31 protein-coding genes and 1 tRNA gene are annotated in these 25,617 nt (G+C 61.8%); 23 read left to right on the top strand and 9 right to left on the bottom strand.

All coding sequences use genetic code 11. The annotated features are described in order from the left end of the window. Positions 1-27: 27 nt before the first annotated feature. Positions 28-408 (bottom strand): hypothetical protein, encoded by a 381-nt coding sequence (locus tag IE243_RS03350; RefSeq protein ID WP_191317862.1) that lies wholly within the window; start codon positions 406-408, stop codon positions 28-30. A gap of 635 nt (positions 409-1,043) precedes the next feature. On the opposite strand from IE243_RS03350, the gene IE243_RS03345 reads away from it, so the two are divergent. After that, positions 1,044-2,075, top strand: a complete 1,032-nt coding sequence (locus tag IE243_RS03345; RefSeq protein WP_191317861.1) for a zinc-dependent alcohol dehydrogenase family protein — start codon at positions 1,044-1,046, stop codon at positions 2,073-2,075. Positions 2,076-2,142: 67 nt separating this feature from the next. Here the strand turns inward: IE243_RS03345 and IE243_RS03340 are convergent, their stop codons facing one another. Continuing rightward, positions 2,143-2,517 (bottom strand): VOC family protein, encoded by a 375-nt coding sequence (locus IE243_RS03340; RefSeq protein ID WP_191317860.1) that lies wholly within the window; start codon positions 2,515-2,517, stop codon positions 2,143-2,145. Between the two features lie 570 nt (positions 2,518-3,087). On the opposite strand from IE243_RS03340, the gene IE243_RS03335 reads away from it, so the two are divergent. The 15 genes from IE243_RS03335 (at position 3,088) to IE243_RS03265 (ending at position 14,603) form a co-directional block, all read left to right on the top strand. Then, complete coding sequence (locus tag IE243_RS03335) at positions 3,088-4,275, top strand: tyrosine-type recombinase/integrase (protein ID WP_191317859.1); 1,188 nt, start codon at positions 3,088-3,090, stop codon at positions 4,273-4,275. Between the two features lie 103 nt (positions 4,276-4,378). Further along, complete coding sequence (locus IE243_RS03330) at positions 4,379-4,591, top strand: helix-turn-helix transcriptional regulator (protein WP_244642695.1); 213 nt, start codon at positions 4,379-4,381, stop codon at positions 4,589-4,591. Beyond that, positions 4,588-5,091, top strand: a complete 504-nt coding sequence (locus tag IE243_RS03325; RefSeq protein WP_191317858.1) for a hypothetical protein — start codon at positions 4,588-4,590, stop codon at positions 5,089-5,091. The genes IE243_RS03330 and IE243_RS03325 overlap by 4 nt, the downstream gene beginning before the upstream one ends. A 140-nt stretch (positions 5,092-5,231) precedes the next feature. Further along, positions 5,232-5,441 carry a hypothetical protein gene (locus tag IE243_RS03320; protein ID WP_191317857.1) on the top strand — a complete coding sequence of 70 codons (210 nt, stop codon included), beginning with the start codon at positions 5,232-5,234 and terminating at the stop codon, positions 5,439-5,441. Further along, complete coding sequence (locus IE243_RS03315) at positions 5,422-6,891, top strand: AAA family ATPase (RefSeq protein ID WP_191317856.1); 1,470 nt, start codon at positions 5,422-5,424, stop codon at positions 6,889-6,891. Before IE243_RS03320 ends, IE243_RS03315 begins: the two co-directional genes overlap by 20 nt. Before the next feature lie 66 nt (positions 6,892-6,957). Next, positions 6,958-7,986, top strand: a complete 1,029-nt coding sequence (locus IE243_RS03310; RefSeq protein WP_191317855.1) for a hypothetical protein — start codon at positions 6,958-6,960, stop codon at positions 7,984-7,986. A 260-nt stretch (positions 7,987-8,246) separates the two neighbouring features. Beyond that, positions 8,247-8,651, top strand: coding sequence for a hypothetical protein (locus tag IE243_RS03305; protein WP_191317854.1), 405 nt, complete (start codon positions 8,247-8,249; stop codon positions 8,649-8,651). Continuing rightward, positions 8,651-9,835 carry a phage portal protein gene (locus IE243_RS03300; protein ID WP_191317853.1) on the top strand — a complete coding sequence of 395 codons (1,185 nt, stop codon included), beginning with the start codon at positions 8,651-8,653 and terminating at the stop codon, positions 9,833-9,835. Before IE243_RS03305 ends, IE243_RS03300 begins: the two co-directional genes overlap by 1 nt. Continuing rightward, the gene (locus IE243_RS03295) at positions 9,832-10,356 is read left to right on the top strand and encodes an HK97 family phage prohead protease (RefSeq protein WP_244642692.1); all 525 of its coding nucleotides are present in this window, start codon (positions 9,832-9,834) and stop codon (positions 10,354-10,356) included. The genes IE243_RS03300 and IE243_RS03295 overlap by 4 nt, the downstream gene beginning before the upstream one ends. Positions 10,357-10,367: 11 nt before the next feature. Then, positions 10,368-11,492 carry a phage major capsid protein gene (locus IE243_RS03290; protein WP_191317852.1) on the top strand — a complete coding sequence of 375 codons (1,125 nt, stop codon included), beginning with the start codon at positions 10,368-10,370 and terminating at the stop codon, positions 11,490-11,492. Positions 11,493-11,527: 35 nt separating this feature from the next. Then, positions 11,528-11,881 (top strand): HNH endonuclease, encoded by a 354-nt coding sequence (locus IE243_RS23830; RefSeq protein WP_191317851.1) that lies wholly within the window; start codon positions 11,528-11,530, stop codon positions 11,879-11,881. A gap of 126 nt (positions 11,882-12,007) precedes the next feature. Beyond that, positions 12,008-12,295 carry a head-tail connector protein gene (locus IE243_RS03280; RefSeq protein WP_191317850.1) on the top strand — a complete coding sequence of 96 codons (288 nt, stop codon included), beginning with the start codon at positions 12,008-12,010 and terminating at the stop codon, positions 12,293-12,295. Next, the gene (locus tag IE243_RS03275; protein ID WP_191317849.1) at positions 12,295-12,702 is read left to right on the top strand and encodes a phage terminase small subunit P27 family; all 408 of its coding nucleotides are present in this window, start codon (positions 12,295-12,297) and stop codon (positions 12,700-12,702) included. Before IE243_RS03280 ends, IE243_RS03275 begins: the two co-directional genes overlap by 1 nt. Positions 12,703-12,711: 9 nt before the next feature. Next, a complete protein-coding gene (locus IE243_RS03270) occupies positions 12,712-14,316 on the top strand; it encodes a terminase large subunit (RefSeq protein ID WP_191317848.1) in 1,605 nt (534 codons plus the stop codon). A gap of 11 nt (positions 14,317-14,327) precedes the next feature. Continuing rightward, positions 14,328-14,603 carry a hypothetical protein gene (locus IE243_RS03265; RefSeq protein WP_191317847.1) on the top strand — a complete coding sequence of 92 codons (276 nt, stop codon included), beginning with the start codon at positions 14,328-14,330 and terminating at the stop codon, positions 14,601-14,603. Between the two features lie 457 nt (positions 14,604-15,060). On the opposite strand, the gene IE243_RS03260 is transcribed toward IE243_RS03265, so the two are convergent. Continuing rightward, entirely contained in the window at positions 15,061-15,327 is a 267-nt protein-coding gene (locus IE243_RS03260; protein WP_191317846.1) for a hypothetical protein, read from the bottom strand. 230 nt (positions 15,328-15,557) lie between these two features. On the opposite strand from IE243_RS03260, the gene IE243_RS03255 reads away from it, so the two are divergent. After that, a complete protein-coding gene (locus IE243_RS03255) occupies positions 15,558-15,752 on the top strand; it encodes a hypothetical protein (RefSeq protein ID WP_191317845.1) in 195 nt (64 codons plus the stop codon). 541 nt (positions 15,753-16,293) lie between these two features. Further along, entirely contained in the window at positions 16,294-16,476 is a 183-nt protein-coding gene (locus IE243_RS03250) for a hypothetical protein (RefSeq protein WP_191317844.1), read from the top strand. 361 nt (positions 16,477-16,837) lie between these two features. Here the strand turns inward: IE243_RS03250 and IE243_RS03245 are convergent, their stop codons facing one another. Both IE243_RS03245 and IE243_RS23900 read right to left on the bottom strand, forming a co-directional pair. Beyond that, entirely contained in the window at positions 16,838-17,068 is a 231-nt protein-coding gene (locus IE243_RS03245) for a helix-turn-helix domain-containing protein (RefSeq protein WP_191317843.1), read from the bottom strand. Between the two features lie 115 nt (positions 17,069-17,183). Beyond that, on the bottom strand, positions 17,184-17,588 hold the full coding sequence (locus tag IE243_RS23900; RefSeq protein WP_373301544.1) for a helix-turn-helix domain-containing protein: 405 nt from the start codon (positions 17,586-17,588) through the stop codon (positions 17,184-17,186). 131 nt (positions 17,589-17,719) lie between these two features. Between IE243_RS23900 and IE243_RS03235 the strand changes: the two genes are divergently transcribed. Continuing rightward, the gene (locus IE243_RS03235) at positions 17,720-18,127 is read left to right on the top strand and encodes a hypothetical protein (protein WP_191317841.1); all 408 of its coding nucleotides are present in this window, start codon (positions 17,720-17,722) and stop codon (positions 18,125-18,127) included. 292 nt (positions 18,128-18,419) lie between these two features. Here the strand turns inward: IE243_RS03235 and IE243_RS03230 are convergent. After that, positions 18,420-18,511: transfer RNA gene (locus IE243_RS03230), tRNA-Ser, on the bottom strand. 397 nt (positions 18,512-18,908) lie between these two features. Here IE243_RS03230 and IE243_RS03225 point away from each other — a divergent pair. After that, positions 18,909-20,141, top strand: a complete 1,233-nt coding sequence (locus tag IE243_RS03225) for a serine hydrolase domain-containing protein (protein ID WP_191317840.1) — start codon at positions 18,909-18,911, stop codon at positions 20,139-20,141. Positions 20,142-20,388: 247 nt separating this feature from the next. On the opposite strand, the gene IE243_RS03220 is transcribed toward IE243_RS03225, so the two are convergent. Then, positions 20,389-20,652, bottom strand: coding sequence for a hypothetical protein (locus IE243_RS03220; protein ID WP_191317839.1), 264 nt, complete (start codon positions 20,650-20,652; stop codon positions 20,389-20,391). A gap of 48 nt (positions 20,653-20,700) precedes the next feature. Here IE243_RS03220 and IE243_RS03215 point away from each other — a divergent pair, with 48 nt between their 5' ends. The 3 genes from IE243_RS03215 (at position 20,701) to IE243_RS03205 (ending at position 23,296) form a co-directional block, all read left to right on the top strand. Then, positions 20,701-20,883, top strand: coding sequence for a hypothetical protein (locus IE243_RS03215; protein ID WP_191317838.1), 183 nt, complete (start codon positions 20,701-20,703; stop codon positions 20,881-20,883). A gap of 267 nt (positions 20,884-21,150) precedes the next feature. Continuing rightward, entirely contained in the window at positions 21,151-21,441 is a 291-nt protein-coding gene (locus IE243_RS03210; RefSeq protein WP_191317837.1) for a hypothetical protein, read from the top strand. A gap of 274 nt (positions 21,442-21,715) precedes the next feature. Then, complete coding sequence (locus tag IE243_RS03205; protein WP_191317836.1) at positions 21,716-23,296, top strand: fatty acid--CoA ligase; 1,581 nt, start codon at positions 21,716-21,718, stop codon at positions 23,294-23,296. 67 nt (positions 23,297-23,363) lie between these two features. Here IE243_RS03205 and IE243_RS03200 read toward each other — a convergent pair whose 3' ends face one another. Both IE243_RS03200 and IE243_RS03195 read right to left on the bottom strand, forming a co-directional pair. Then, entirely contained in the window at positions 23,364-24,140 is a 777-nt protein-coding gene (locus IE243_RS03200; protein WP_191317835.1) for a siderophore-interacting protein, read from the bottom strand. A 216-nt stretch (positions 24,141-24,356) separates the two neighbouring features. Continuing rightward, entirely contained in the window at positions 24,357-25,604 is a 1,248-nt protein-coding gene (locus IE243_RS03195) for an ABC transporter substrate-binding protein (RefSeq protein WP_373301543.1), read from the bottom strand. Positions 25,605-25,617: the final 13 nt, after the last annotated feature.

Genomic DNA, 25,617 nt, shown 5'->3' with positions numbered 1-25,617 from the left:
TCAGAAATCTCGCGAAGGGGGAACCTCTTATGATTCTAGACGTTCGAAAACCGCTCTAACACTGCGACCTTCAAAAACGTTCAGGGTGTTCGTACCCGACCCTGTAATGACAATGCCGCCTGAATTGAACACGCCATTCTGGTTGATGATGATAGCGCCATCCCCAGAACCAACCACGCCTGAATTCAGGGTCCCTGTATTGTTGAGCGTCTTGGTTGCCCCTGCGACACCGCCGAAAACCAGAGCAGGGGCGCCCTGAAGGGCGCCTGCATTGTTGACAGTCGTGTCACCCGCTCCCTGAACTTCAACAGTTCCTGCCAGCGCTGCATCCTGAAGAACGTTGATCGTAATGCCGGTGTTTGGAGGCGCGGTATAGCCGCTGTTGATGTAGCCGCCGCTACACGTCACGACGCCGCCTTCCCCCGGAGCTGAGGGGGAACAGGTCTGGGCAGCAGCTCCGCTGCCCAGAGACAGCCACAGTACTGCCCCTGCAAGTGCAGCGGGGACAACTGGAGCAGAGAGAGAAAATTGAAGCGAATTGATCGCCCCATCTGGTCTATCGGAGCAGCTTGGGGCCAACCAGGAGTGTCGCGTAAGATGCGTCTTTTCCCATGCCAAACGAAGGCGGATGGGATGGAACGGGCGCGGCGGCATTGGAAATCCTGAGGTACGTCCTTGGAATGGCAGTGGACGCAGAACAGATTTTGCATGTCAATTCGAGCAGGTATTCACGGTCGCGTGTGAATGCTTGATTTTTGTGCGAATGACCTTGGTAGATCATACTTGGTCTTATGGATTGGCATGCTCCGAGCTGGCCGATTGGATTGATGCTGTCCCAGAGTGATGCGCCGAACTCAGGAACCGGCTCCGTGCAGGCCGGCCCATGCCTTCGGTCGACGGCCTCCCAGCCACGTCCAACCGTCGCAAAAAGAAGCGCCACCAGACCGCTTGCCATGCAAGACACCCACTGTTGCATGGCAAGGCCGCTTTCAGGCATGAGTCGGGAAATTGAGCGGCCAAACAGGCCTATCAGGAGGAAACCAATGCGCGCCCTTGAACTGTCCTATCCATGGGGGACATCGAACCTCAGGATATCCGATCATCCTGACCCGAAGCCAGGAATGGGCCAGGTCACCGTGCGGATGCGGGCGGTTTCACTGAATTTCCGCGACACTATCATCACGGCAAAGGGCGGCTATGCGAAGGGTAATGAAAGCTCTCCTCCCGTTGTCCCCTTCTCTGATGGTTGCGGCGTCGTTGAGGCTGTTGGCGAAGGCGTGACGCGCGTTGCCCCCGGCGACCGCGTGTCGACGCTGTTCTTTCCAAACTGGGTTTCCGGTCCCCCGGCGCCGGAAAAAGCTGCTGGAGCGCTTGGCTCGCCAGGGGCGCCGGGCGCTGGGCGTGACCTTGCCCTGTTCCCCGAGAGCGCCGGTTGCCGCGTGCCGGACTATCTCAGCGATGAGGAAGTTTCGACCCTTCCTTGTGCGGCGCTCACCGCGTGGCGCGCCATGTTCGTCGATGCCCGGCTCGAGCCTGGCGACACCGTGGTGCTCCAGGGAACAGGCGGCGTCTCCATCTTCGGGCTCCAGTTCGCCCATGCCGCCGGATACCGGACCATTGTCACATCGTCATCGAATGAGAAGCTGGAACGCGCCCGGGCGCTCGGCGCGACCCACCTCGTCAACTACAGGTCAGAGCCCAACTGGCATCGCCCGGTGAGAGAAGCCACCGGCGGCCGGGGCGCCGATTTCATCATGGAAGTTGGCGGAGCTGGAACGCTCATCGAGAGCCTGAAATCGGTTCGGATGGGAGGCCATATAGCGGTTATTGGCGTTCTGACGGACGCCAACGCTCCACCGGCTACCCTCTCCCCCTCGGTGATGATTGGTACATCGGCAAGGGTTCAGGGCGTTTCAGTCGGATCGCGAGAGATGTTCGAGGCGATGTGCCGCGCCATGACGCTGCATCAAATCCGGCCTGTCGTTGATCGCACCATGCCATGGACCGAGGCGCCCCGGGCGATCGAGGAAATGGCAGGTGGGAGCCATTTTGGAAAAATCGTGCTGACGTTTTGAGAGCGCTGACCGGCACGCGTTAGTACGGATGGCGCTCCACGATGGAGCGACATCGCCTGCTCCCGGGTTACCGCTCTCCGATATCGATCCGATTTCCGTCAGGGTCGGCGAATACAAAGGTGCGCTGTCCATAGTCCTTGTCCGCGAGGCCCTTGATTATCCTTACGCCTTGGGCCTCGCAGACGGCATAGAGCGCGGCCACGTCGCTCACGAGCATATGCATCACGTTGACCGTGGAGGCCTTGTGATCGGGCTTCTGGCTCAGATGGATTTCGGCGCCGTCCTTCTTCATCACCATGAAGCCGACGGGATTGCCGTTCTCGAAAACCTTCTGGAAACCCAGCACGCGCGAATAGAAATCGTGTGCGGCCTGGATGTCACGAACGCTGATGCCCGGGGCGGCGCGACCAAACTCGATCGCGGTCACAGCGGAGCTAGCCATCGTCTCCTCCTATAAAGGCAGGGGCGGCGGTGCGCGTGCCGGTTATGGAACTGTGTCCATCTGCTTGATGCTGGTCTAGTCAGTCCGCGTCAATCCATAGTCCAAGCGTGATCGCATGGCGCCGAGTGACCTACCGCGATGGGTCGTTTCCACCAAAGCAATCCCAGAATTCTTTGGATTGGTATCCTTCGCTGGAACTCAGAGAATATGAGAAACGACGGAGCCATTCGGCATCAACGGAGGCCAGGCGATTTATCTCGCGACCCAATTCCCAATCCCAACAAAAATCCTGGCAGGATCGTCGCGTTTGGCAGGCACACCGTGCGACAGCCAGAAACCAGTAACGCGACAAACCCGTTGAAAATCAAGGGGTCAACGCGACTTTGGGCGACAGTATGGAGCATCAGCAAAGGGGAAAATGGCGGAGACGGAGTCCGCTTTTACTGTGACCATGCCGTCAATGCTGTAAACTGCATCTTGTTTTTCTTGAATTATTCGCACGGACGCTTGCGCATGGTGTCCACTCATACCATGTTGTCAACCTGACGAATTAGGGTTGGGAATAGGGTTGTGGCACGGAACAAGCTCACCAAAAGCCGATTGGATTCGAACTTGCCGATCGGGCTGCATTCCGACGGCGACGGCCTTTACGTTAGGGTTACGCCCAGCGGCACGAAAAACTGGACGTTCATTTTCATCCGCAACGGCAAGCGCCGCGAGATGGGGCTTGGACCTTATGGTCGTGGAACCGGAACCGTATCACTCGTTGGCGCTCGCGCGAAGGCGGAGGAAGTACGCGCCATCCTCGGGCGCGGGGGTGATCCGTTCACCGAAATGGCAGAGCGCCAGGCGCGCCGCGAGATCTCGAGTTTCGCGGAGATAGCTGATCGCTTCCTTACCAGTAAACTGGTGAGCTTCCGAAATGACAAGCACAAGGCGCAATGGGAAATGACGCTTGGCGACGCATATTGCTCCAGTATTCGCGCCCTCCCCGTCGATGCCATCACGACGGAGCATGTCGTTGCGATACTCGAACCAGAATGGCTGACGAAGCACGAGACACTATCGCGCCTACGCGGTCGCATTGAGCGTGTTTTGGACTACGCGAAGGTCGAAGGCCTGCGTGACGGCGAGAACCCGGCCAGGTGGAAGGGCCACATTGAGCACCGCCTTCCCAAGCCAGAACAGCGCCTGTCGCGCGGCCATCATGCGGCGATGCCGTGGACTGAGCTACCGGCCTTCATGGCCCGCCTACGAGCCGCCACCGGCACGGGAGCGCGGGCGCTGGAGCTGACAATCCTTACAGCAGCCCGGACGGGCGAAACCATTGGCGCGACATGGTCGGAGATCGATTGGGACGCCGCCGTATGGACCGTGCCGGCCGATCGTATGAAAGCTGGCCGGCCTCACCGTGTGCCGCTGACGGACGCCGCTGTTACCGTCCTGCGCCACATGCAGGCGCATAGCACGGGCGACTATGTGTTTGCGGGCCTGGGGGGCAAGCGGCCGATTTCAAACATGACGATGAGCAAGGTCATGAAGACGCTGGAGGCCATTGACTACACCGTTCACGGCATGCGCTCGGCGTTCCGTGACTGGGCTGGCGAGGCCACGCAGCATCAAAGGGAAGTCATAGAGGCCGCTCTGGCGCACGTCGTCGGTGACGCCGTCGAGCGCGCGTATCGCCGCGGTGATGCGCTCGCGAAGCGGCGGGCGCTGATGGACGATTGGGAGGCCTACTTGGCTCGCGCCGAGTGACCGAAAAAATATTCATGGACGATATGGGTGACCACTTCGTCGAAAATCTATATATAGTATAAGCTGGCGCTTTTTTTGCCGGCGACACACAAGGAGCCGGCCCTTGCACCACGACAACGACAACACCCCTCGCCTTATAAGCATGAATGACGCGGCAGCGCTCACGTCGCTGAGCCGCACCATGATCTGCAGGCTCCGCGATCAGGGCCGTTTTCCGGAAGCCGTGCCGCTGGGTGAAAAGCGCATCGCATTCGTGCGCGCCGAGGTCGTGGAGTGGATCCAGGCGCGGATTGCTGGCCGGAGGGCGGCTGCGTGAGTGCTTTGGTCCCCATCGATACCCTTGGCCAGGAGATCAAGGCCCGCATTGAGGCCGGCGACAAGGCCATGGGAAAAGCGGAGGACCACTATCTGGCCGCTGGTCTGCAGTTGGCCGAGGCTCGCCGCAGAGTTGCGGGTGATGGCGGATCATTCCGTGCTTTCCTGGATAACCACGGCATCGGCCGATCCCGTGCCTATGACATTCTGGCCGTCACCGATGGCCGGAAGACGTTCGATGGCATCCGGGCCAAGGCCGCAGAGCGGGCAGCCAAACATGCGGCGACAAATCGGGAGGCGCGACTGTCCGTTAGTAACGGACAAGTTCCCGATGCGCATGGCGGCAAATACCCAGCTTCTTGGCCACAAGATGCGATCGAGAGAATTGCTTCCGTAGAGAAAAAATATCTCGATCTTATAGTCATGACTACCAAACTCATGCCTAGACAATACCAAGCAAAGCTATTTATGGCTTTCGGTCTCGAGCTGAAATCAACCTAACCACCGCACCACCACCCCCTGAACACCCCAACCTGCCGGCGTCGTCGGCGGGAACGTCACCCCCTACCCAGGAGGCGCACATGCGCATCTTAAATCTCAGGCCGCTCGACCGGCCCCCTTCCGCACGCGGCACGCAACCATTGGCCCGGTTCGATCTGGAAGCCGCCCCCGGCCTCGTGCTGTTCGGCATGTTGTTGTCGCGCGATGCCAGCGGCGCCGATCGTGTTTTCGCGGCCATGAACGAATCCGGCCGACCGGCTGCCAGCCTCGACCCCGGCGCGCGCGCCACAGTCATCGCAATGGTTCGCAGGCAGATGCAGGACGTCCGGAATGACAAACGCGCAGCTTAAGTTCAGAGATCCTGACCTGGCTCAGATCGGTGACTGGTACTACAAGCTATCCTACAAAATCCAGGGCGACGTGAAGCTGGCGCCGCTTGACGATAGCGGCCAGCCGGCCTGGGGACGTGTCAGGGACTTTACTTCGCCTGATGCAATGGACCCGGCCGACCACGCTGAAGCATCGCGCTGGTGCATTCTCTGCGATCACATTCTGGGCTGTGACAGGAACACGGTAGCGGTCATCTACAGGGGCGTTGGCAACGCAGCCACCATCATTTCCAGGGGTGGAACCGATGCCAGCCAAAGGCGAGCCAGGAGCCTCATTTATCATCAGATCGTTGGCTTCGATCCTCCCGCCAATGACAATGAACGCGCCATCTCTGGCATGCATCCGTCTCAGTGGCATGGAGTGCCTGTGCCGGAGCGGCCGTGGCATGTCCATAATTGGATTCCACGCAGGGTGGTGACGATGTTGTCAGGCGATGGCGGCACGGGAAAAAGTCTACTGACCCTGCAGGTTGGAGTCGCAACTGTGCTTGGCTGCGAGACCTTGGGCCTGGAACCTGAGCAAGGGCGCGTGGCCTACATCGGGGCGGAGGACGAGGCCGACGAGTTTCAGCGTCGTCTGGCCGACATTCTGCGATCCTTTGAAGCTGGGTTCGACGATCTTCACGACGACTTCCTTCTATTTCCCTTGGCCGACCAGGATGCAACGCTGGCCATGCCAGACCGCGCCAAGGTGATGAGGCCTACGCCGCTATTCTCGCAAATCGAGGAGCGACTGGTCGATTTCGCGCCTACCCTTATCGTCCTGGATACGTCGGCGGACCTGTTTGGGGGCGACGAGATCAACCGGGTTCAGGTCCGGCAGTTCGTCGGAATGCTCAGGCGCTGGGCCATCCGGTTCGACTGCGCAGTGGTGCTGCTGTCGCACCCATCCGTTACAGGCATGCAGTCAGGCACAGGCACGTCGGGCAGTACGGCCTGGAACAACTCAGTGCGATCCCGCCTGTATCTCACCGCCCCAGAGGCTGGACGAGACGAGCCGCCTGATCCAGATGCGCGCCTGTTGACTAACAAGAAAGCCAACTACGGCAAGGTCGGCGACGCCATAAAGTTGCGATGGCGCGACGGCGTGTTCGTTTTGGACGAGTGGCCGATGTCAAATCCGGCCGCGCAGCTCCTGGCAAAGCGGGCAGAAGATGTGTTTGTCGATCTGCTGCGGAAGTTCACGCAACAGGGCAAGACGGTCAGTCCGAATCCGAGTCCCAGCTACGGGCCGAAGATGATGGCCGAGCACCCCGACGGCAAAGGCATCAGCAAGAAGCAATTTGCTGACGCTCAGACGCGGCTACTGGACTCAGGCGTCATTAAAATCTGCGAGGAAGGCTCGCCGTCCCGGCGTCGCAAGCACCTTTATGTGACTGCGGATGACTATGGGCCGAAGGGTTCCGACTAACCTTCCAACTGCCTTCCAACCCCTTCCAACTGGGGTGCTCACACATCCCCCTTATACCCCCTGAGAGTGCGCAGCACGCACTCGGGGTTGGTACCCCGTGCGAAGCTTCGCACCCTGTTGACGGAGTCAACCATGCGCCAACATCTCGCCTGGCCCGCATTGGAAAGGCTGGCCTACAACCGCGACCTACCCCGCGTCCGAGCCCTGTTGCGGTGGCGCGACCTGATGTGCCCAGATCGGCCGCCTGTCGCGGGCAATGACAACGATCCTGATCTGGCAATCGACACCATCATGGGCGTCCGCCCCACCGAGGCGGAACTGCTGACTGCAGCCGGCATGGTGCAAGATGGCCGGGCCTGGAGCAACACCTACCGCAAGCCCATGCCGGCGTACCGCCCCACCACGGCGCGGCTGGTCAGAGATGGGGCAAAACTCCGCCTAGGCGGGCTCGTGTTCCGCGAGGGCTGGCTGGAGTCGTATGAAAGCCCCACCGGCCGGAAGTTCCGTCCCGGTGAACGATACGGCAAGCCGAAAGGCCCGGCACCACGCGGCAGGACAGACGAAAGCATTGCCTGGTATCTGGGGCTGCGCGGCACAGTGTCTGAACCGCAGGGCGTGCGGCGTCCGTTTTCGAATGCGCCAGCGCCATCAGGCAGACATTTCTGGCCAGTGTCTGAAACCAAGGAGTTGCGTCGCTCCCTGTTGGCATGGCTGGGAGTAGACGGCCGGACACCATTCCATGCAGCGCGTGAGAACGCAGGATTGCTGGAATCCGACGCCGCGTCGGATTCAATCGCACCTGGCGCATATTGGTTCGGCGGCGTTTCACATGGGCGCGGCACCGGCGAGGCCAGCGTGGGAGCGTCCCAGGACAGGACGGTCGACGATGCTGACACTGCGATTGATCTGGCACGGGTGCGGCGACTGCTCGGCGATGACGCCGATACATTGGACATGGCTGTTTCTCCAGCCAATGCCGCGAGCATCGCCGAGGCGCGCGGATATTCCTCGAGCACGGCGAAGAAGGTTGGCGCCGCTGTAACAGAGCGGGCACTGGATGCCTTCATGGCGGTAGAAAAAAAGTTGGCGGCGTAGTTCCACTAAAACGCTTTGCCACCACGTAATCATTGAGATGTTGGAAAACAGCCGTCGGGTCCGCCCGGCGGCTTTTTCGTATCGGCGCCTGTCCCCAGGTGCCGTCGCGGGCGCTGCCGCTCAGCCACGGCGGCGCTCGCACCCATCCCCCGCCGACCAACCCGGGGGATACACGGTGCGGCGTGCGTTTATTCAGTGTGGGCGCGCGTCTCGCCGTTTTTTTGTCTTTTTCAATAACTTGCACATTCAAGGAGGCCGCCATGCAGTGGACCGCCAGAGAATACACGCGCGCTGAAGCGGCCACGCTGGCTGGCATGCCTGAAGGTTCGCTGGATTCGTTAATTCATCACGCCCGCGACGTTGCCACGCTGTTCAGCGAGAAGCGCAAAGGCCGCCGGTTCTTTTCGTTGCGCGACATTGCCGTGCTGCGCGTCGCCCATGAGTTCGTTCATGGCGGCCGCGATTGGCTGGTGGCGATTGGCATCGCTTACGACCGGCTTGAGCACCCGCCGCCGCCCGATGCGCTGATAGTCGCGCCCGCCGTGATACGCAGGGGCTGTGGCCCGCCGATCATCACCACCACCCCGCCTGATGCCTTCGACCGCTCCACAATCGTTGTGCCGGTGGGGCGCATCGTGGCGGACATCATTCGGAGGGCTGCTTGATGTGGCCATTTCAACGTAAATCTGCGCCCCCACTCATCGATCCTGCGTCTGAAAGCTGGGCGGCGCTCACTGGCCTGTTTGCGCCTGGCTCAACCGGCGTTGGGGTCACTGCTGACGTGGCCATGTCTGTTCCGGCTGTGAACGCTGCAGTTACTCTGGTGGCCGGCACGGTCGGCCTGCTGCCTTGCAAGCTGTACAGCAACGGCGCCACCGGCAAACAGCCAGCGCCGGCGCATCCTGCTTATGCGCTGGTGCATGACGACGCGAACGCCTGGCAATCGGCCGGCAAGGTGCGCGAGCTGATCACGACCGACGCCATATTACATGGCGATGGCTTTGGTTTCGTCGTTAAGGTGGGAAGCAAGCCAGTCGAGATCCTGCACCTGGCCCGACATGCTGTCACAGTTGAGCGTCTGGACACTGGCGAGCCCCGATACCGCATCGGCCAGCAGGTATATGGCCCCGACCAGGTGATCCACCTGCAGGCTCCGTCAATCGACGGGCGCACCGGCTACGGCCTACTGCGTGCTGGCAGAGAAGCGATCGGCCTTGCGGTATTGCTTGAGCGCACCAGCGCGCGGCTGTTCAAGAACAACAGCCGTCCAGGTTCCGTCCTGTCGTTCAAGGGCAGCCTGAAGGCCGACACGGTTAAGCGCATTGGCGAGGCGTGGCGTGCGGCCCATGGCGGCGACAACGCCGGTGGCGTGGCAGTGCTCGACCAGGCGGGCGAGTACAAGCCGATCGCCTTTACCAGCGTCGAGACGCAGCACACCGAGCAACGAAATTTCAGCATCGCGGAAATCGCGCGGCTGACGCGCGTGCCTGTCACGATGTTGCAGGATCTGTCGCACGGCACCTTCGCCAACACCGAGCAGCAGAACCTGCAGTTTTTGCAGCTTTGCCTGCTGCCCTGGCTGAAGGCCTGGACGGACGCATACCGCCGCACGCTGCTCACCAGCGACGAGCGCCAGCGCTACAGCGTCGAGTTCGTCGTTGACGACCTGTTGCGCGCTGACACCGCCGCCAGGGCGTCTGCTTATGCGTCGTTCCGGGCCGCCGGCGTGATGACCAGCAACGACTGCCGCCGCCTAGAGAACCTGCCGGCGCTGCCAGACGGCGACACGTTGGCCAGCCCCTACACGACGCCGGGCGCAGCCCCACAACATAAGGAGGATGCGGATTGACCGCATTAGAAGACACCCGCCTCACGTTGGGGCTGGATCACAAGTCCGTCCAGGAGGATGGCTCGTTCTCCGGCTATGGCTCGATCTTTGCAGAGACGGACCTTGGCCGCGACCAGGTGCAGGCCGGGGCGTTCCGCAAGTCCCTGATGCTTCGGCCGGCGCAAAAGGTTCGGATGCTTCGCGAGCATAATCCGCGGGAGCCAATTGGCGTCTGGACGGAGATTGTCGAGGACGCCAAGGGGCTTCGCGTGAGCGGCCGTCTGGTGCTCGACACCGTGGCCGGCCGCGAAACCCACGCCCTGCTCAAGGCCGGTGCGATGGACACGCTTAGCATCGGATATCGCACGAAATCAGCCCGGTTCGATAAGTCGACTGGCGTGCGGCTGCTCGATGAAATCGACCTGCATGAAATCTCGATCGTGACGTTCGGCATGCTGCCCAGCGCCACCATCACCTCCGTCAAGTCCACCCAGTTTGCCGAGCTTGTCGCCGCGATTAACGCCGCGCGCTCGAGCCTTTGAAAGGTATTCCCATGAACATGATCCTCGAAACCAAGGGCGCCACCGACATCGGCGTTGAAGAAGTCAAAACCGCCATCGCTGGCCTGACGGCAGACATTGCAGCCAAATACGCCCCTGTGTCGGATATGGCCAAGCGACTAGAGGCGTTGGAAACCGCAGCGGCACGCCCCGCTATCGGTGGTGATGCCAAGGCGCAGACGACTGACGAACAAAAATCGTTCGGCGTCTACCTGCGGCGCGGCGATGCTGGCCTGGGTGACGTTGAGCGCAAGGCGCTCACAGTCGCGACCGACGCCAGTGCAGGTTTCCTCGCCCCGACGACGTTTGGCGATGAGATCCTGAAAAAGCTGCGCGAGTTCAGCCCGATCCGCCAGTACGCAAAGGTCGTGCAGATCGGTGGCAAAGACGTCAAGTATCCGCGCCGCCTCACCAGCACTGTGGCGACTTGGGTTGATGAAGTCGACGCCCGGACCGAGTCCGGCATGACGTTCGAGCAGGTCACGCTGACCCCGCATGAGCTGGCGACGTTCGTTGAAGTCAGCCGCCAGCTGCTGGAAGACAACCGGTACGACCTGGAAGGCGAGCTTGCGTCAGACCTGGGCGAGTCCTTTGCCATTGCGGAAGGCGCTGCATTCGTGTCTGGCAATGGCACTGGCAAGCCCAAGGGCGTGCTGGCCGCGACTGGCATTGCAGAAGTCGTGTCGGGCAATGCTGCAACACTCGGCTCAAACCCCGGCGACCTGTTGATTGACATGTTTGCCAAGCTCCAGACGGCGCACGCCCAGAACGGCGCATGGGCTATGAACCGGACAACGCTTGCGGCCATCCGCAAGGTGAAGGACGGGAACGGCCAGTACATCTGGCAACCAGGATTGCAGGCCGGCCAGCCCAGCACCATTCTCGGACGCCCGGTTATCGAGATGGTCGATCTGCCAAACGTTGCAGCCGATGCCTATCCGATAGTCTTCGGAGACTGGTCGGGCTACCGCATCGTGGACCGCGTTGACATGTCCATTCTGGTTGACCCGTACAGCGGCGCGAAGAACGGCATCACCACGTTCCACGCACGCAAGCGCGTTGGCGGTGACGTGACGCATGCTGATCGCTTTGTGAAGCTCAAGATCAGCGCCACCTAATCAGGTACGGGAGCGCTTCGGCGCTCCCAATCACCATGCCAACAGCATCACCTCGTTACTGCACCTGCGGCCGATACATTGTACCGGCTGGCCAGATGTGCCCGTGCGCTATCAAGCGCAAAGCAGCCAGTGATGGCAACCGCCCCGGTGCCAGACGTCGTGGCTATGACCGTGCTCACGAGAAGGCACGCGCGCAGCACCTCGCACGCAATCCGCTGTGCGTCATGTGCGGCGAGCCTGGCAACGTGCTGGACCATATCCAGACGATCCGGGAAGCCCCCCATCGCAGGCTGGACCCAACCAACTGGCAGACGATGTGTCGCCCCTGCCATGGCCGCAAGGGCGTGGCGCAGGATGGCAGCTTCGGCCGCCCCATCGCGAAGGCGTGAAACACCTGTTTCACGGCGACGCAGGGGGGGGCTGGGTACTAGCACAGCCGGTCGGCCACCGGACCGACGCCCCAGGTCCCTTCGTGAGACCGTGGAATTGGGGCAACCCCTAAATGGAGGCTCCGAATGGAGATCATCACGCTCGCGGCGTTCAAAGAGCATGCCCGCATCGCCCATGATGACGAAGACACCGACATTCAATCTAAAGTCGACGCAGCCAATGCCTATGTGTCGCAGTTTTTGGCGCTGCCAGATGACGAACAGCCTGAAATCCCTGCCGACATAAGGCAGGCGGCGCTTCTGATCGCGTCTACGTGGTTTGAGATGCGCGAAAGCGCATTCCCTGGCTCGCTGTCTGACATCCCGATCGAGGCGCAGGCGTTGCTGCTCAACCATCGTGATTGGGCGTTCTGATGTCGCACCATACCAGAGGTCGCAAGGCCGAGCCGCGCCCGGTTGCGGACCCTATCCGCGCCGTTCCAAAGCCTCCCAAGGACATGACGCCTGAAGCCAAAAAGGAATGGGCGCGCGTGATGCCTGTTTTGGTTGAGCGGCGCGTGTTGTCGGAGGCGGATCTGGCGGCCGTCGAACGCTATTGCGACGCCACCGGCGACATCGCGATTGCCCGTGCCCGCATCCGTAAGGATGGCGATTACGTCGCAAACCGGCTGGGCGAACTGAAACGCCATCCTGCGTTCGCCACCTTGCGCGAGTCCACTGCTGAGGCCCGCCGCTGGGCCGCAGAACTGGGGTTGACGCCGGCCAGCCGTAGCCGCGCTGGTGCGCATGAGGATGATGCAGACAATCCCCTAGATTTGTAAGGAGGCCGCATGGCCCGCCCAAAATGGCTGTTTGACGACAGCCCGATTGACGACCCGATGGGTTGCGGCCAGCGTGCTGTCAATTTTCTCCGGCGGCTCAAGCATCCAAAGTCGCGCCTACCCGGCCAGCAGTGGCAGCTTGATCCATGGGTTGAGCGCCTTGTTCGGCGCATCTACTCACCCCGTGATGCTGACGGCCAGCGCCAGGTGCGCACTGTTTTTGCGATGCTGCCACGTGGTTCCCGCAAAACCAGCATCGGCGCCGCGCTGATATGCCTGCACACGTTCGGCCCTGAGCGTGTCCCGAATGGCCAGGTGGTCTCCGCCGCCGCTGACGCCAAGCAGGCACTGATTGCCTATGACGAGGCGCTGGGCATCATTCAGACCATGCCAGACGTGGCGAGCAAGCTGCAGATACGTGTCGGCACTCATAAGATCCGGCATCCGCGCAAGGGTGCGACATACGAATCCATCAGCTCCGACGGCGCCACGCAGCACGGCAGGACAGTCAACTTCCTGCTGAGTGATGAAGTTCACTCATGGAAAAAACGGGATCTCTGGGAGGCCCTGAAGACCAGTCTGGCGAAGACGTCGGAGTCGCTGCACATCATCACCACGACGGCAGGACGCGGCCAGGAGAACCTTGCTTATGACCTTGTGTCGTATGCGCGGAAAGTGGCGTCCGGTGAGATTGACGACCCATCGTTTCTGCCGGTGCTGTTCGAGCCTGACGCCGGCGCAGACTGGCGCGATGAGGCGGTATGGCATGACGTGAACCCCGGCTTGACGCTGGGCTATCCTGACATCAAGGGCTTGCGTGCCATGGCCCGTGAGGCTGAGAACCGGCCAGCCGATCGGGATGCGTTCCGCCAATACCATCTGAACTTTTGGCCCGATCACGCCACATCACCATTCGTCGACATGGCTACATACGACAAGGGCAGTGACGCCATCGACATGGATGCGCTGGCTGGCCGCGAAGCGTGGCTAGGGGTGGATCTGTCATCCAGCGGCGACCTGACGGTGATCATTGCAGCATTCCGCGATGGCGACGGCTTCGTTGTCGTGCCGCACTTCTTCTGCCCTGCGCAGAACCTGCGCGCGCGGCAGGACGCCTCTGGAGCGCCATATGTTCGCTGGGCAGCAGACGGGCTGATAACCGCCACACCGGGCAATGTCGTGGATTTTCGAGCTGTAGAGGCCCGGATTCGTGAACTGTGCGAGCTGTACGACGTGCAGGAGATCGCTTTTGACCCCGCACTGGCCCGAAACGTCCTGAACAACCTCACCGATGACGGCTTTCCGGCCATTGAGTTCAGGCAGGGCGCGTTGTCCATGATGCCAGCCATTGCGGAGCTTGAGCGGTCGATTATCGCGGGCCGGTTACGTCATGGAGTCCATCCGATACTTCGGTTCTGTGTGGCGAATTGCGAAGTCGAGACGAACAGCCATGGGCACAAAGTACGATTGCGGAAAAGCAAGCGGTGGCTGTCAATCGACGGCGCTGTAGCTGCCTGTATGGCCGTTTACAGGGCGTCTCTGGGCGAGAGCGCCGGTGAAGGCAGCGTCTATGACGACGACGGCTGGCGGGATGCGCTGGCGTCTTTTGGGTAGGGGGGGAAGATATGGCAGATGTTTGGATCAGGTTGTTAATTAGCCGAGGCAACGGGATTGAGGATGCTCAGGAAACCATCCCGCTTTCCGACTTCGGTGGGCATATCCCGTCTGTTGGCGACCGCGTAGTTGAGATGCTGCGCCCAAGGAACACCGCATACCGCGTCGTAGAGAGAATTTTTGAGACGAACGCGGCAGATCGGAAAAACACATACATCGGCCTTGTGGTTGAACCCGCCGTCATGTCGGATCTTGAGGCGATGCCAAGGTTTGCGCCGTCAGGATGACCCGGGGATAGTGGAACCCTTCCGTTATCTGGTCCGTTCCCCTCATGACGGGAACGGACCTATCTGACCCTCCAGGCGTCTTGCTTTAGGTTAGGCCGTGGGCGCAAAAATGCGCCGACGTTGATGCAAAGGGGGGGCGCCTTAACCCCGGCAATTCCGGGATTATAAACCTGAGTGGCGCACAGGTTTAGATATGGGCACGGGCCATATTGCCGGCACCCGTAAGCTTCGCCGTCGATAGGGTGAAGCGGTCGGGGATCTGGCCCTCAGAAGGTTCGCCGATTTGGCGAACCTTTGTCTGCCCCCGCCCGACACCACCCAAAGCCGTCTCAGGAAACAGCTCCTCATAAACAGCCTTCCGGCGGTCGGTGGCGTAGACGGCTCGTTAGCCTCCCTCGCTACCGCTTCAGCCGGATTCCCCGGCCCGCTGCAGTGCGGCGTCTCCTCTGTCCGGCCGTCAGTGACGACGCCCTACAGCTTCGCTATAGGGGAACCAGATACGCTCCACCGCCCGATGAAAATCATCGTGGTGCAGCTGGGCCGCTGCGACGAGCAATCCTGCGTCATTACCCGAGCCATGTTCGCGGCCATCGATATACAGAACGGATATGGCGCCGGCCGGTGTGTAAATCTCGTAGATGTGCGGGAAATCGGTCGCCCATAGAATGTCGACCGGATCGCGACCTGCGCGCGTACGAATTTGAGTGGACCATTGGAGCACCATTGTTCCCTCCTCAGCTGAGGCAAGGCGGCCCCGCGGCAACATATATAGCATAGATGCAAGTATGGTTATAAATTATTGCCATTATTTTTTAAATTTAATTCGTCTCTCATAAGGACATCGATAAACCACATTTGGCGCAGATACATTGTTGGTGGCAGGAAAATCGCCACTCTGGCCGTGCAGCCCTATCCTTTTGCTGCGGTCCGGTAGCCAGTTCCCAGGAGGGAAACATGGCATCTACTAATCAGAACACTCAGACCCGCGCGCATCAAGCCAATCAGCAGAGCGATCGCCAGCATGTCCCGCCAATGAAGCAGGACAACGCCGACAAGTCTGCTGACAAGCGCGAGGCTGCCCCACAAGAGGAAGCGCCACTTGTGACACCGGCTCCGGCTCCCGCCCAACCGGAAAAGAAGGCCATCTGAGCGCCATTGCTCGATGGGATGATGACGGAGGGGCAGCAAAGCCCAACATTCCGTTATCCTGCAGGGAAGCCCCGCTACGGCGGGGCTTTTTGTTGTCTGCACGCACGGGCATACTTGGCATCAACCGCGCGACCACCCACCGAGCCGTTGAGGTGGCCAATCTCATGGTCGGCCAGCAACGACCAGGGCCTGGACAGCTATCAGAGCCACGAACACCAATGTGGCGGCGGAACCCAAAGCCCAGACGCCCATCGGACTGCCGCCCTTCCAAAGGACAAAGTTGCGCCGGTGCGATGGGGGACGTCAAATCACCTTTTGTGTCAGGGGCAGCATGGCCGCTCTTTTACGACTATGCCTGTGGCCCCTTGCCGCCTAACTCACTGAATAATGCAGGTGCCAGGCCAGTCGCGGCATGACCGGCCAGCACAAGCCGTGAGGCTGACAGCCACGAGTACTGCGATGACGATTCTGGTCACGGGATCCCCTCAGGCGGTTGGTGGGCCGTAGCCCTGTTGCGCCAGCCGGTCGCGGCGCGGCGCCCGTGATCAACATCAATAACACCACAGGCCAGCCTGTGAGCCAGTCCACTGGCCCGAACGGTGAGGTGAATATCGACATCGGCCGGCTGGTTGACGCCGCGCTCGCCGAGCGGTCCCGAGGCGGCCGTGGACTGGCGGCCCGCGTTATGCAGGCAAGGGCGACCAAGTCAGACCTTCGGGGTTAATGGGATGAAAGTTGAGGTTGCCAGTCAGAGCGCTACGCGTCAGCTTCTCTCAGTCGGCGTGCACCTCCGAATGGCCTGGCGCTTGCGCCGGGCCGAGGCGATGTTCCTGGAGTCGCTCGCTATGGAGGTGCGGGCGGCGCAGGTGCATTGAGCGCATGCCTGTCACCCGAGCTATGCCTTGAAATTAAGGAGACGGAACCGGCGCAAAAGTTCGCTGGTTTGGCTGGGCGCAATTTTGCGCCGTGTTGATGCGTATGGGTTTTATCCTTAACCCCGGCAATTCCGGCATTTAGAACGTCCGATTCTCGGACGTTTGGCCCCATAACCTGTGTGTCACTCAGGTTATGGCTGCCCACCACCCCTAGTCCGCAACATCCAACCGCATGGAGCCGCGGCCAGCCAGCAGCCACGTCGCGTCGTATCCGCGATTAACAAGCTTAAGGAGCGTCTCGCTGCTAGGAAGGTTGCGACCGTCCTCGATGGCTTTCCAGGCGTTGGGGCTCATCCCCAGCAGTTTTGACATCGCCGAAGCCGAGTCCATTCCGATGTCGGTGCGGATAAGTTTTGCTCTCAGAGCGATGTCAGCGGCCATGGGGTGGCTGGCCTCCGACACTTGGCGGAACTGTCTGGCTGGTACAGTCTCCGGCATAACATGTATTCCTTTGCCGCCAGTCGCACACTAGGACCGCCGTCGACGGCCGATGAGGCTATTCGCTACCTTCATCGTTCGCTCGATCATTCTTGACAGCATTCTTCGTACCATCCGGCGCGTCGGTGAGACGCTTTCGACGAGATGTCTTTTCCGCCTGTGATGCATCCATTCCATCCATGGCCCTGTCTGCAGCATCCGCCGCTTGGGACCTGACATCATCGGCGCTGGCATCCATGGAGGCTTGCGATGCGGCAGGTGCCTTTGGCGTGGCGAGGACGACGCCTTCACCTCGCGCGACATCTCCCGTAGCGAGGAGCTGGACGCCGGCCTGCTCAAGGGCGGAGCGGATGTCGCGTAGCGTGCGCTCGTAAGGGGTGCGCTTGCCGGATTCGAAGGTGGCGATTGTCGCCTTGGCGACGCCGGAGGCTTGAGCCAGATCGTCCTGAGAAATGCCGATCATGGATCGCGCCGCCCTGCATTGCGCCGCCGAAATTACCATTTTGGATTAACCTTGAACTTTTGATGTTGACTACATTGCCGTGGTGAGATTATATCATTCGTATAAGGTGACATCAACACAAGGACACAGCCATGCACCAGCCAGCCACCGCCCTCGTACCCCAACCCCGCCGCGAGAGATTAAGACGCGCTCCTGCTACGCAGGCCAATGCGCAGGCCGCTGCCGCAGCGTTTGACTGGCTGACGACGCTGGCGGGCCAGATATCAGAAAGCGCCAGCCCTGCGCTGATGTTCGTCCAGGGCGAGGCGGTTGTTGTGGACACGTCTGACTACAATCTGCCCCCTGGTACGGAGACGGTCGTCATCTTCATAGACGGCACGATCGGTTTTGAAACAGTAGAGATGGACTACCGCTGGGGTCCACCACGTTCGGCCATGGGCGAGTGGCGCGGCAATGTCCGCTCAGCGGTGAAGGTTCTCGGCCGCGTGCTGGCCCGCGCCAAGGCGAAGAAGCGCACGAAGCGCAAGATGGCCGCCTGAGACACAGAGATTAGCCCCTCATCACCGGACTGGCGGTTTAGGGGGGGGCGACCCGAAGGCTATGCCATGTAGGGGGGCAGCTGGCGCGTCCTGCCAGATTATTACAGGGGCGCACCGGCCACTAGATGGCCTGACACCACCAGGCCGGTTCGCGGCGGGGCGAGGAGATCACACATGGTAACGCCCCGCCGGGCGGCAGGAAGCGCAAGGATATCGTTAGGGTTGAGATTTGGGCTAGCCCTACTCACCAAGTTGGATTTTGGTTTAAAATCAACAACTTAGGAGAATAAAATGGCGGAGACGGAGGGATTCGAACCCTCGAAGCCCGTTTCCAGGCTTGCTCATTTAGCAAACGAGTGCCTTCAGCCTCTCGGCCACGTCTCCGGCTGCGGCAAGGGATAGTCACAGACGCGTGGGAGGTCAACGGAAAACCGGGCGCGCGCTTAAAATCCATGGGGATATTGCGGATGATCAGCGAAAAGCATGGACTTTCAGCGCCCCGCCCATGGCGGCCTCGGCCCGTGTGATCGCAGCTGAGGGCTAAAAATCCATACCCGACGGGCATTCTGTTATTCAGCCGGCCCCCTGTCCATGCTGGTTTACGGCGAGATGACCGGGCGGTGTCAGGATGGCGCGCATCCCCGCCAGTACCCGTCACGGGTCCTGCCCCGCCACGCGGAGCGATGCACCCGCCGCCCCCTGTCATGCTGCGCATTGTGGGTTGGCAACCAGCCAGCGAGCTGCCAGCCTGCGCTGTGATACAGCGTTGACGGGGGAAACGATGCGCGTTCAGGAAAAAGCCACGGCCCAGGGCGGCGTGTCCGGGTTTTGTGACCCACAGTACGCCGGGGTGCTTGAGGTTTTCGTGGAGAACTTCAATACGCGCGGCGAAATTGGCGCCAGCGTCGCCATTTCCGTTGGCGGAAAAACCGTGGTTGATCTGTGGGGCGGGCGCAAAACGCCAGATGGTCCAGCGTGGGAGCAGGACACCCTGTCCGTGGTGTTTTCCTGCACCAAGGGCGCCTCCGCCCTGTGCGCCCATATGGCGGCGGACCGCGGCCTGCTCGACCTGGACGCGCCCGTCACGCGGTATTGGCCGGAGTACGGCCAGGCCGGCAAAGAGGCGACGCGGGTTTCAATGATGCTGGACCATTCGGCCGGCGTCCCCGCCTTGCGCGAGGAACTCAGGCCGGGCGCCTACTACGACTACGCGCACATGGTCGAACTCCTTGAAAAGGAGGAGCCATTCTGGCGACCGGGAACACGTAACGGCTATCACGCCGTCACCAGCGCCTGGACCGTTGGTGAAATGGTGCGGCGCTCCACCGGCATGCGCATGGGCGCTTTCTTCCAGCAGGAAGTGGCGGGACCGCTCGGCATTGAATTCTGGATGGGGTTGCCCGAGGCCATGGAGCACCGGGTCGCGCCGGTGTTGCCGTTCATTCCTGACGAGACGTCGCGCGGCAGCCGGATCGTCCTCGCCGCCATGGCGGACCGGTTGAGCCCATCAGCCCTGTTCCTGTTCAACAACGGGCACTTCAATCCCAATTCCCGCGAGGCGCGGGCGGCCGAAATCGGCTCGGCCACCGGCGTCACCAACGCGCGCGGCCTGGCCGCCCTGTATGCGCCGCTGGCCAATGGCGGCGCGCTGAACGGCGTCAGGCTGGTCAGCGACGACGCCCTGGCGCGCATGGGGCGCGTATCGGTGGCCACACATGAGGATGCGACGCTCGCCATCCCGACGCGGTTCTCCCTGGGATTCATGAAATCAATGGACAATCGCCGCCTCGACAATGCGGCCGATTGCTCGGCGATCATGTCGGACGCCGCGTTCGGTCATGTGGGAGCCGGCGGCTCGATCGGCTTCGCCGATCCCGCAGCGGGCATGAGCTTCGGCTACGCCATGAACCGGATGGGGCCTGGCATCCTGCTCAATGAACGGGGCCAAAGCCTCGTCGACGCCGCCTATCGCGCGCTTGGCTGCACGTCGGACGCCAGCGGCGGCTGGCGGTGACAGGAAGCCCTGGCGCGCACTCCTGGCGAAACGCGCCATCGGGCAGCGGCGCGATCGCTTTTCCGGATCACGTCCCGCGGAAATCCATGGCGGTCGATGCGGGAGAAGCCCAGTGGACTTCTCCGGGAGAACAATGGTCGCCGCCCGGCGCGTCGAGACAATCGCCCCCCGCCATAAAAAGCTGAGAAAAACGTCATATCAATCTGATATATAACGCTAAACACGCAAATCCAGAACAGGCCCGGCCCTAGCGACGGTCGCGAAATCTCTGCCAGAAGGAGGGCGCGTCGAGCACGTCGTCAGCCCGTTCATTCGCCTGCCGGGGCAGCTCAGCGCGCAGCCATATCTCCGCTGCGGCGTTCTCGGCCGGGTTTCCTTCCCCGTCTTCTTCTGTGTCGAGCTGTTTATCGGTCTTTTCCGTCGTGCTGTCCGGCGGCGGGGCGTCGCCGTCGGCGGGGCGCATGCTGTCGGCGATGCCGCGCAACAGGGCCGGAAACGAGCTGGCGCTCAAAAATATGGATATGCCCCCGATCGGGCCATCGGACGGCCGGATCTCAATATGAAGGCCATCATCATGGGCGCTGATCACCCTCAGCTCTGCGCTCGGCAGATGGACGCGATTTCCGTTGCCAAACGGCATGGCTGCTCACCAATCTATTCTTCCGCCCTGGTTGTACAACATGCCATGGCAGGCTCAACTAACGTTCTGGCGATCAAAAATCTCCAGGCAGATGGGCAATAGCGTTCCATCCCGGCGCATCACTGGATGCAAAGCTGCTCCGCGCTGAACCAGAATTTGCCTTCGTCCATCTGTATCTAAGGATTATACAACTTTTCCACGCGTCTTTCTTCGACGCGGCGGGCGTTCTTCACAAAAACCGACGCGCGCAGCCCCCGACGCGGCCCGCCTCTCCGATGTCCCGCGTCCTGCCATATGCATGCTTTCCCCAGCGACTTCGCCCATCAGGATGCGTATGCTCCCCGCTCCCGCAGATCTGGAGTCCGTCTGATGCGCATTGTGGCGCCCGCCATCCTTTTCGTCGCCGCCAGTCTCTGCACCCCAAGCGTAGCCGCCGCAAACGCCAGCGCGACTGCCGACGCGACCAACAGCAGGTTTCAGGCGGGATCGAAGCCGGCCAGCAGCGGCCGCGGGTTTTCCATTTTCTCGACCTTCGTCAATTCGACATACCGCGTCGAATGCAATTGCGCTGACTTCAGCCTGGATATCCGCGTCTGCAACAGCGTCAACTACCAGTGCCACTGCGCGCCCAAAGCCATGCTTTCCTGCGCGCCGCTGTAGTCTCCGCCGTGTCGCCGCCGGCGCCCTGACCATGAACGCATCATCGTGGACAGCGGACGCAAGACGCGTTGTGGCCGACAATCGTCCGCACAGGCCCAGCGGCGTTCTGATATGATCGCCCGCCAGGGCGGCTTCACATTATTGAATCGCAGCAACGGTTCGGCATGGCGAACAGTCCGTCTCGGCCAATACATGTCGCGCGTCGTTTTGGCGGCGCGCGCGGGCCCGCCACGGGCAAATAAAGACAACAGGGTCCAGGGGAGGAAACACGGGAATGGCATCGCCAGATATCTTGCCAACGCTTGCCGACGTCGTGCGGATGCAGGCCCGCGATCGGGCCGGAATGATCGCCTATGAATTTGAAGGCCGGCAAACGACCTTCGCCCAGCTGGACGCCAATACGGATCGCGTCGCCAACGGCCTCGCAGCCCTTGGCCTCGGCAAGGGCGACCGCATCGCCTACATCGGCAAGAACAGCGACGTCTATTTTGAACTGCTGATGGGCGCCGGCAAGGCCGGCGTGGTGATGACGCCAGTGAACTGGCGCCTGGCGCCGCCAGAAAGCGCCTTTATCATCAACGATTGCACTGCGCCGGTGCTGTTTGTCGGGCCGGAATTCGTCGACCTGGTGCGGAAACTCCAGGGCGACCTCCCCCACGTCCGGAGCATTTTCACCACTGAAGGCGGCGCGGCGGAGTGGCCGGATTACGTCGCCTGGCGTGACGCCCAGAGCAGCGCGACGCCGGCGACCCCGGTGGGGCGCGATGACGTGGCTATCCAGCTTTACACCTCCGGCACCACCGGCAAGCCCAAGGGCGCGATGCTGTCGCACGGTAATTTGCTGCACATGGTGCAGGCGGAGGATCGCGACCATCCGGCCTCGTGGAACGACTGGTCGGACCAGGACGTGGCGCTGCTGGCCATGCCCTGCTTTCACATCGGCGGCACCCAATGGGGCGTCAACAGCCTGTGCTTCGGGGCCAGGGGCGTGGTCGCGCGCGAGTTCGACCCTGGAAAGGTGCTGGACTACTTCGAACAATCAGGCGTCAGCCGGATTTTCATGGTGCCCGCCGCGTTGCAGATCGTCGTGCGGCTGCCCCGGGCGGCGCAGGCGGACTATTCCCGGCTGAAAACCATCTTCTATGGCGCGTCGCCAATCCCCGCCGCGCTGCTGCGGGAGTGCATCGACACCTTCGGCTGCGAGTTCGTGCAGGTGTACGGCATGACCGAGACAACGGGTTCGATCGTGGCGCTGCCGCCAGCCGACCATCTTGAAGGCGGCGAACGGATGCGCGCCGCCGGCAAGGCGATGCCAGGCGTCGAAGTGATGGTGCGCGACGACAATGGCAAGCCATTGCCTGCCGGTGAGATCGGCGAAGTCGCCACCCGCTCCGGCGCCAATATGGTTGGCTACTGGAACCTGCCCGAGGCCACGGCCAAAACCGTCGACAGCGACGGCTGGCTGCTGACCGGCGACGCCGGCTATCTGGATGAGGACGGCTATCTGTTCATCCAGGACCGCATCAAGGACATGATCATCTCTGGAGGCGAGAACGTCTACCCGGCCGAGGTGGAGAGCGCTGTCTGCGATCACCCGGACGTGGCCGAAACCGCCGTGATCGGCGTGCCGGATGACAAATGGGGCGAAAGCGTCAAGGCGGTCGTGGTGCTGCGGCCGGGCGGACAGGCCTCGGCCGAAGACATCATCGCCTTCACCCGGACGCGCATCGCTGGCTACAAAACGCCGAAATCCATCGACTTCATCGATGCGTTGCCGCGTAATCCGTCAGGAAAAATCCTGCGCCGGGAGTTGCGCGCGCCCTATTGGGAAGGACGGGACAGGCAGGTGAACTGAACCCGCCGGCCTGCCCCCCGAAGTGACCCTGTCGCCGGCTGGTGCGCCCAGGCTCCGGCCCCAGGCCCTATTCGATGAGCTTGTCCGAGGCGTCGGCGACGCCCCTGACCCAATAGCCGGAGGCCTTCAGCCAGGGCAGCGGATGGCCGCGTCGTTCAACAAGGAACTGGCGCGCCGCCCGGGCGACGCGGGCCTCGGCGGCGATCCAGACGAAGCCATCGCCCTGGGGCAGTTGCAACGTCTCAAGGCCACGCAGCACCGGCTCGGGGTCGTCAGCGCGGCCAGACGGCCGGTGCACCCATAGCGCCTGATGGTCAGCGGAGGTGACAAAAGTCTGTTCGTCGCTCCTGCCCGGAACCGCGACGAGGCTGATGACGCGCGCGCCGGCCGGAAGTTCCTCGATGCGGCGGCCAATGGCCGGGAGCGCCGTCTCGTCGCCGACCAGCAGCCACCAGCCGATATCCGGGCCAATGACCATGGAGCCGCGCGGGCCGCCGATCTCAAGCTGGTCCCCGGGCCGCGCATTCAGCGCCCAGAGCGTGGCCGGCCCGGCGTCGTGCACGGCGAAATCAATCACCAGGGTTCTGGCCGCCGCATCGCAGGCGCGGGGCGTGTAATCGCGGCTCACCATCTCGCCGCCTGGTCCTGGCACAAAGATTTTCACGTGGTCGTCGGCGCCAGGGCTGATGAAATCCGCCAGGGCGTCGCCGGTGAAGGCGATGCGCAACATGACGGGGGTCAGGCGCTCGACCCGGGTCACCTGGAGCAGGCGGCGTTTCAGGTCGTGTCGCACGCGCGTTATGCGTGGAGTGGAATTGTCGATCCGGGAAACGTGGGAAGTCATCCGGGTCCTTTCGGGGCGTAGCGGCGTCCGCTTTGGCTACCCTGAACCCGATCCGCCGGACGCAGCCGCGCAGACCGGGGCCAGAGGCCTCGCGATCATGCGCGTTGAGTGACGTTAACGCTTACGTGCACGGGCGCGACGCCCGTGCAGATGCGCCAGCTTTAAAGCAGAACGCAGCCAGAATGAAGGGAAATCTGCCCGGCGATCGCCGGGCAGTTATTTGCCCTTCCTGACCAGCGGACAGGCCGATTTGTCGAGCGACTGGAACGCCTGCTCGCCCGGCACTGTGGCGACGATATTATAAACATCCCATTTCGACTTCGACTGCTGCGGGGTTTTCACCTGCACCAGATACATGTCGTGGATCATCTGGCCATCATCGCGGATATAGCCGTTTTTGGCGAAGATATCGTTGATCTTCGTCTTCTTCATCTGGGCCACGGCGGCCCCCGCCTCATCGGTTCCCGCCGCGGCGACAGCTTTCAGGTAGTGGCTCACCGCCGAATAGACGCCGGCCTGCATCATCGTCGGCATGCGGCCAACCTTTTCATGGAAGCGTTTGGCGAAAGCGCGGGTTTCATCGTCCTTGTCCCAGTAAAACGCATCGGTGAGCATCATGCCCTGGGCAATATCGAGGCCGACGCCCGGCACGTCGGTGATCCCGAACAGCAGCGCGATCAGCTTCTGGCCGCCGGCGGCCAGGCCAAACTCCGCGGCCTGCTTCAGAACGTTCTGGGTGTCCTGGCCGGAATCGGCCAGGGCGACGACCTTGGCGCCGGAGTTCTTCGCCTGCACCACCTGTGAGGCGAAATCATTGTTGTTGAAGGGATGTTTGGCGCTGCCCAGCACCTTGCCGCCATGGGCCGTCACCACCGCGGAGGCGTCCTTCTCCAGCATGTGCCCAAAGGTGTAATCGGCGGTGATGAAGAACCAGCTGTTGTCGCCACGCTCCACCAGCGCCTTGCCGGCCACGTTTGCCAGCGCGTAGGTGTTGTAAACCCACTGCACGCCGTTGGGCGAACAGGCGGCGCCGGTCAGCTCCGATGAGCCCGGCCCCATCATCAGGAAGACGCGGTTACGCTCCCGCGTCAGTTGCTGCACGCCGAGGGCGATCGACGACACCGGCACGTCAAGGATCACGTCGACCTTCTCTGCGTCATACCAGCGGCGCGCCGTGGCCATGCCAATGTCGGTCTTGCTCTGGTGATCGGCGAAGACCAGTTCGATCGGCTTGCCCAGCACCTTCCCGCCAAAATCGGCGATGGCCATTTCAGCGGCGACGACGGAGCCCTTGCCCGTGCCATCGGCGCTTGGTCCGCTCAGGTCGGTCAACACGCCAAATTTCACCACTCCATCGGATACGGCTGGCCCGGCCAGCGCTGGCGTCGCCGCGCCCGCCAGCATGGCGAGGCCGGTCGCCCACCGGCGCAGGCAGGATGGTGCAGGGTGTTTTCTGTTCGCCATGGCGTTTCTCCCA

The organism is Camelimonas fluminis (genome assembly GCF_014656355.1).
Lineage (GTDB): Bacteria > Pseudomonadota > Alphaproteobacteria > Rhizobiales > Beijerinckiaceae > Camelimonas > Camelimonas fluminis.
This window is presented reverse-complemented; position numbering and strand designations above follow the sequence as displayed.

Bases quoted from the DNA above. Each gene is read 5' to 3' on its own strand.
- IE243_RS03205 (WP_191317836.1), top strand. From the start codon at position 21,716: ATGGCATCGCCAGATATCTTGCCAACGCTTGCCGACGTCGTGCGGATG.
- IE243_RS03275 (WP_191317849.1), top strand. From the start codon at position 12,295: ATGTCGCACCATACCAGAGGTCGCAAGGCCGAGCCGCGCCCGGTTGCG.
- IE243_RS03300 (WP_191317853.1), top strand. From the start codon at position 8,651: ATGTGGCCATTTCAACGTAAATCTGCGCCCCCACTCATCGATCCTGCG.
- IE243_RS03210 (WP_191317837.1), top strand. From the start codon at position 21,151: ATGCGCATTGTGGCGCCCGCCATCCTTTTCGTCGCCGCCAGTCTCTGC.
- IE243_RS03200 (WP_191317835.1), bottom strand. From the start codon at position 24,140: ATGACTTCCCACGTTTCCCGGATCGACAATTCCACTCCACGCATAACG.
- IE243_RS03280 (WP_191317850.1), top strand. From the start codon at position 12,008: ATGGAGATCATCACGCTCGCGGCGTTCAAAGAGCATGCCCGCATCGCC.
- IE243_RS23900 (WP_373301544.1), bottom strand. From the start codon at position 17,588: ATGATCGGCATTTCTCAGGACGATCTGGCTCAAGCCTCCGGCGTCGCC.
- IE243_RS03315 (WP_191317856.1), top strand. From the start codon at position 5,422: ATGACAAACGCGCAGCTTAAGTTCAGAGATCCTGACCTGGCTCAGATC.
- IE243_RS03270 (WP_191317848.1), top strand. From the start codon at position 12,712: ATGGCCCGCCCAAAATGGCTGTTTGACGACAGCCCGATTGACGACCCG.
- IE243_RS03225 (WP_191317840.1), top strand. From the start codon at position 18,909: ATGCGCGTTCAGGAAAAAGCCACGGCCCAGGGCGGCGTGTCCGGGTTT.
- IE243_RS03345 (WP_191317861.1), top strand. From the start codon at position 1,044: ATGCGCGCCCTTGAACTGTCCTATCCATGGGGGACATCGAACCTCAGG.
- IE243_RS03290 (WP_191317852.1), top strand. From the start codon at position 10,368: ATGAACATGATCCTCGAAACCAAGGGCGCCACCGACATCGGCGTTGAA.
- IE243_RS03255 (WP_191317845.1), top strand. From the start codon at position 15,558: ATGGCATCTACTAATCAGAACACTCAGACCCGCGCGCATCAAGCCAAT.
- IE243_RS03260 (WP_191317846.1), bottom strand. From the start codon at position 15,327: ATGGTGCTCCAATGGTCCACTCAAATTCGTACGCGCGCAGGTCGCGAT.
- IE243_RS03195 (WP_373301543.1), bottom strand. From the start codon at position 25,604: ATGGCGAACAGAAAACACCCTGCACCATCCTGCCTGCGCCGGTGGGCG.
- IE243_RS03340 (WP_191317860.1), bottom strand. From the start codon at position 2,517: ATGGCTAGCTCCGCTGTGACCGCGATCGAGTTTGGTCGCGCCGCCCCG.
- IE243_RS03215 (WP_191317838.1), top strand. From the start codon at position 20,701: ATGAAGGCCATCATCATGGGCGCTGATCACCCTCAGCTCTGCGCTCGG.
- IE243_RS03245 (WP_191317843.1), bottom strand. From the start codon at position 17,068: ATGGCCGCTGACATCGCTCTGAGAGCAAAACTTATCCGCACCGACATC.
- IE243_RS23830 (WP_191317851.1), top strand. From the start codon at position 11,528: ATGCCAACAGCATCACCTCGTTACTGCACCTGCGGCCGATACATTGTA.
- IE243_RS03265 (WP_191317847.1), top strand. From the start codon at position 14,328: ATGGCAGATGTTTGGATCAGGTTGTTAATTAGCCGAGGCAACGGGATT.
- IE243_RS03305 (WP_191317854.1), top strand. From the start codon at position 8,247: ATGCAGTGGACCGCCAGAGAATACACGCGCGCTGAAGCGGCCACGCTG.
- IE243_RS03235 (WP_191317841.1), top strand. From the start codon at position 17,720: ATGCACCAGCCAGCCACCGCCCTCGTACCCCAACCCCGCCGCGAGAGA.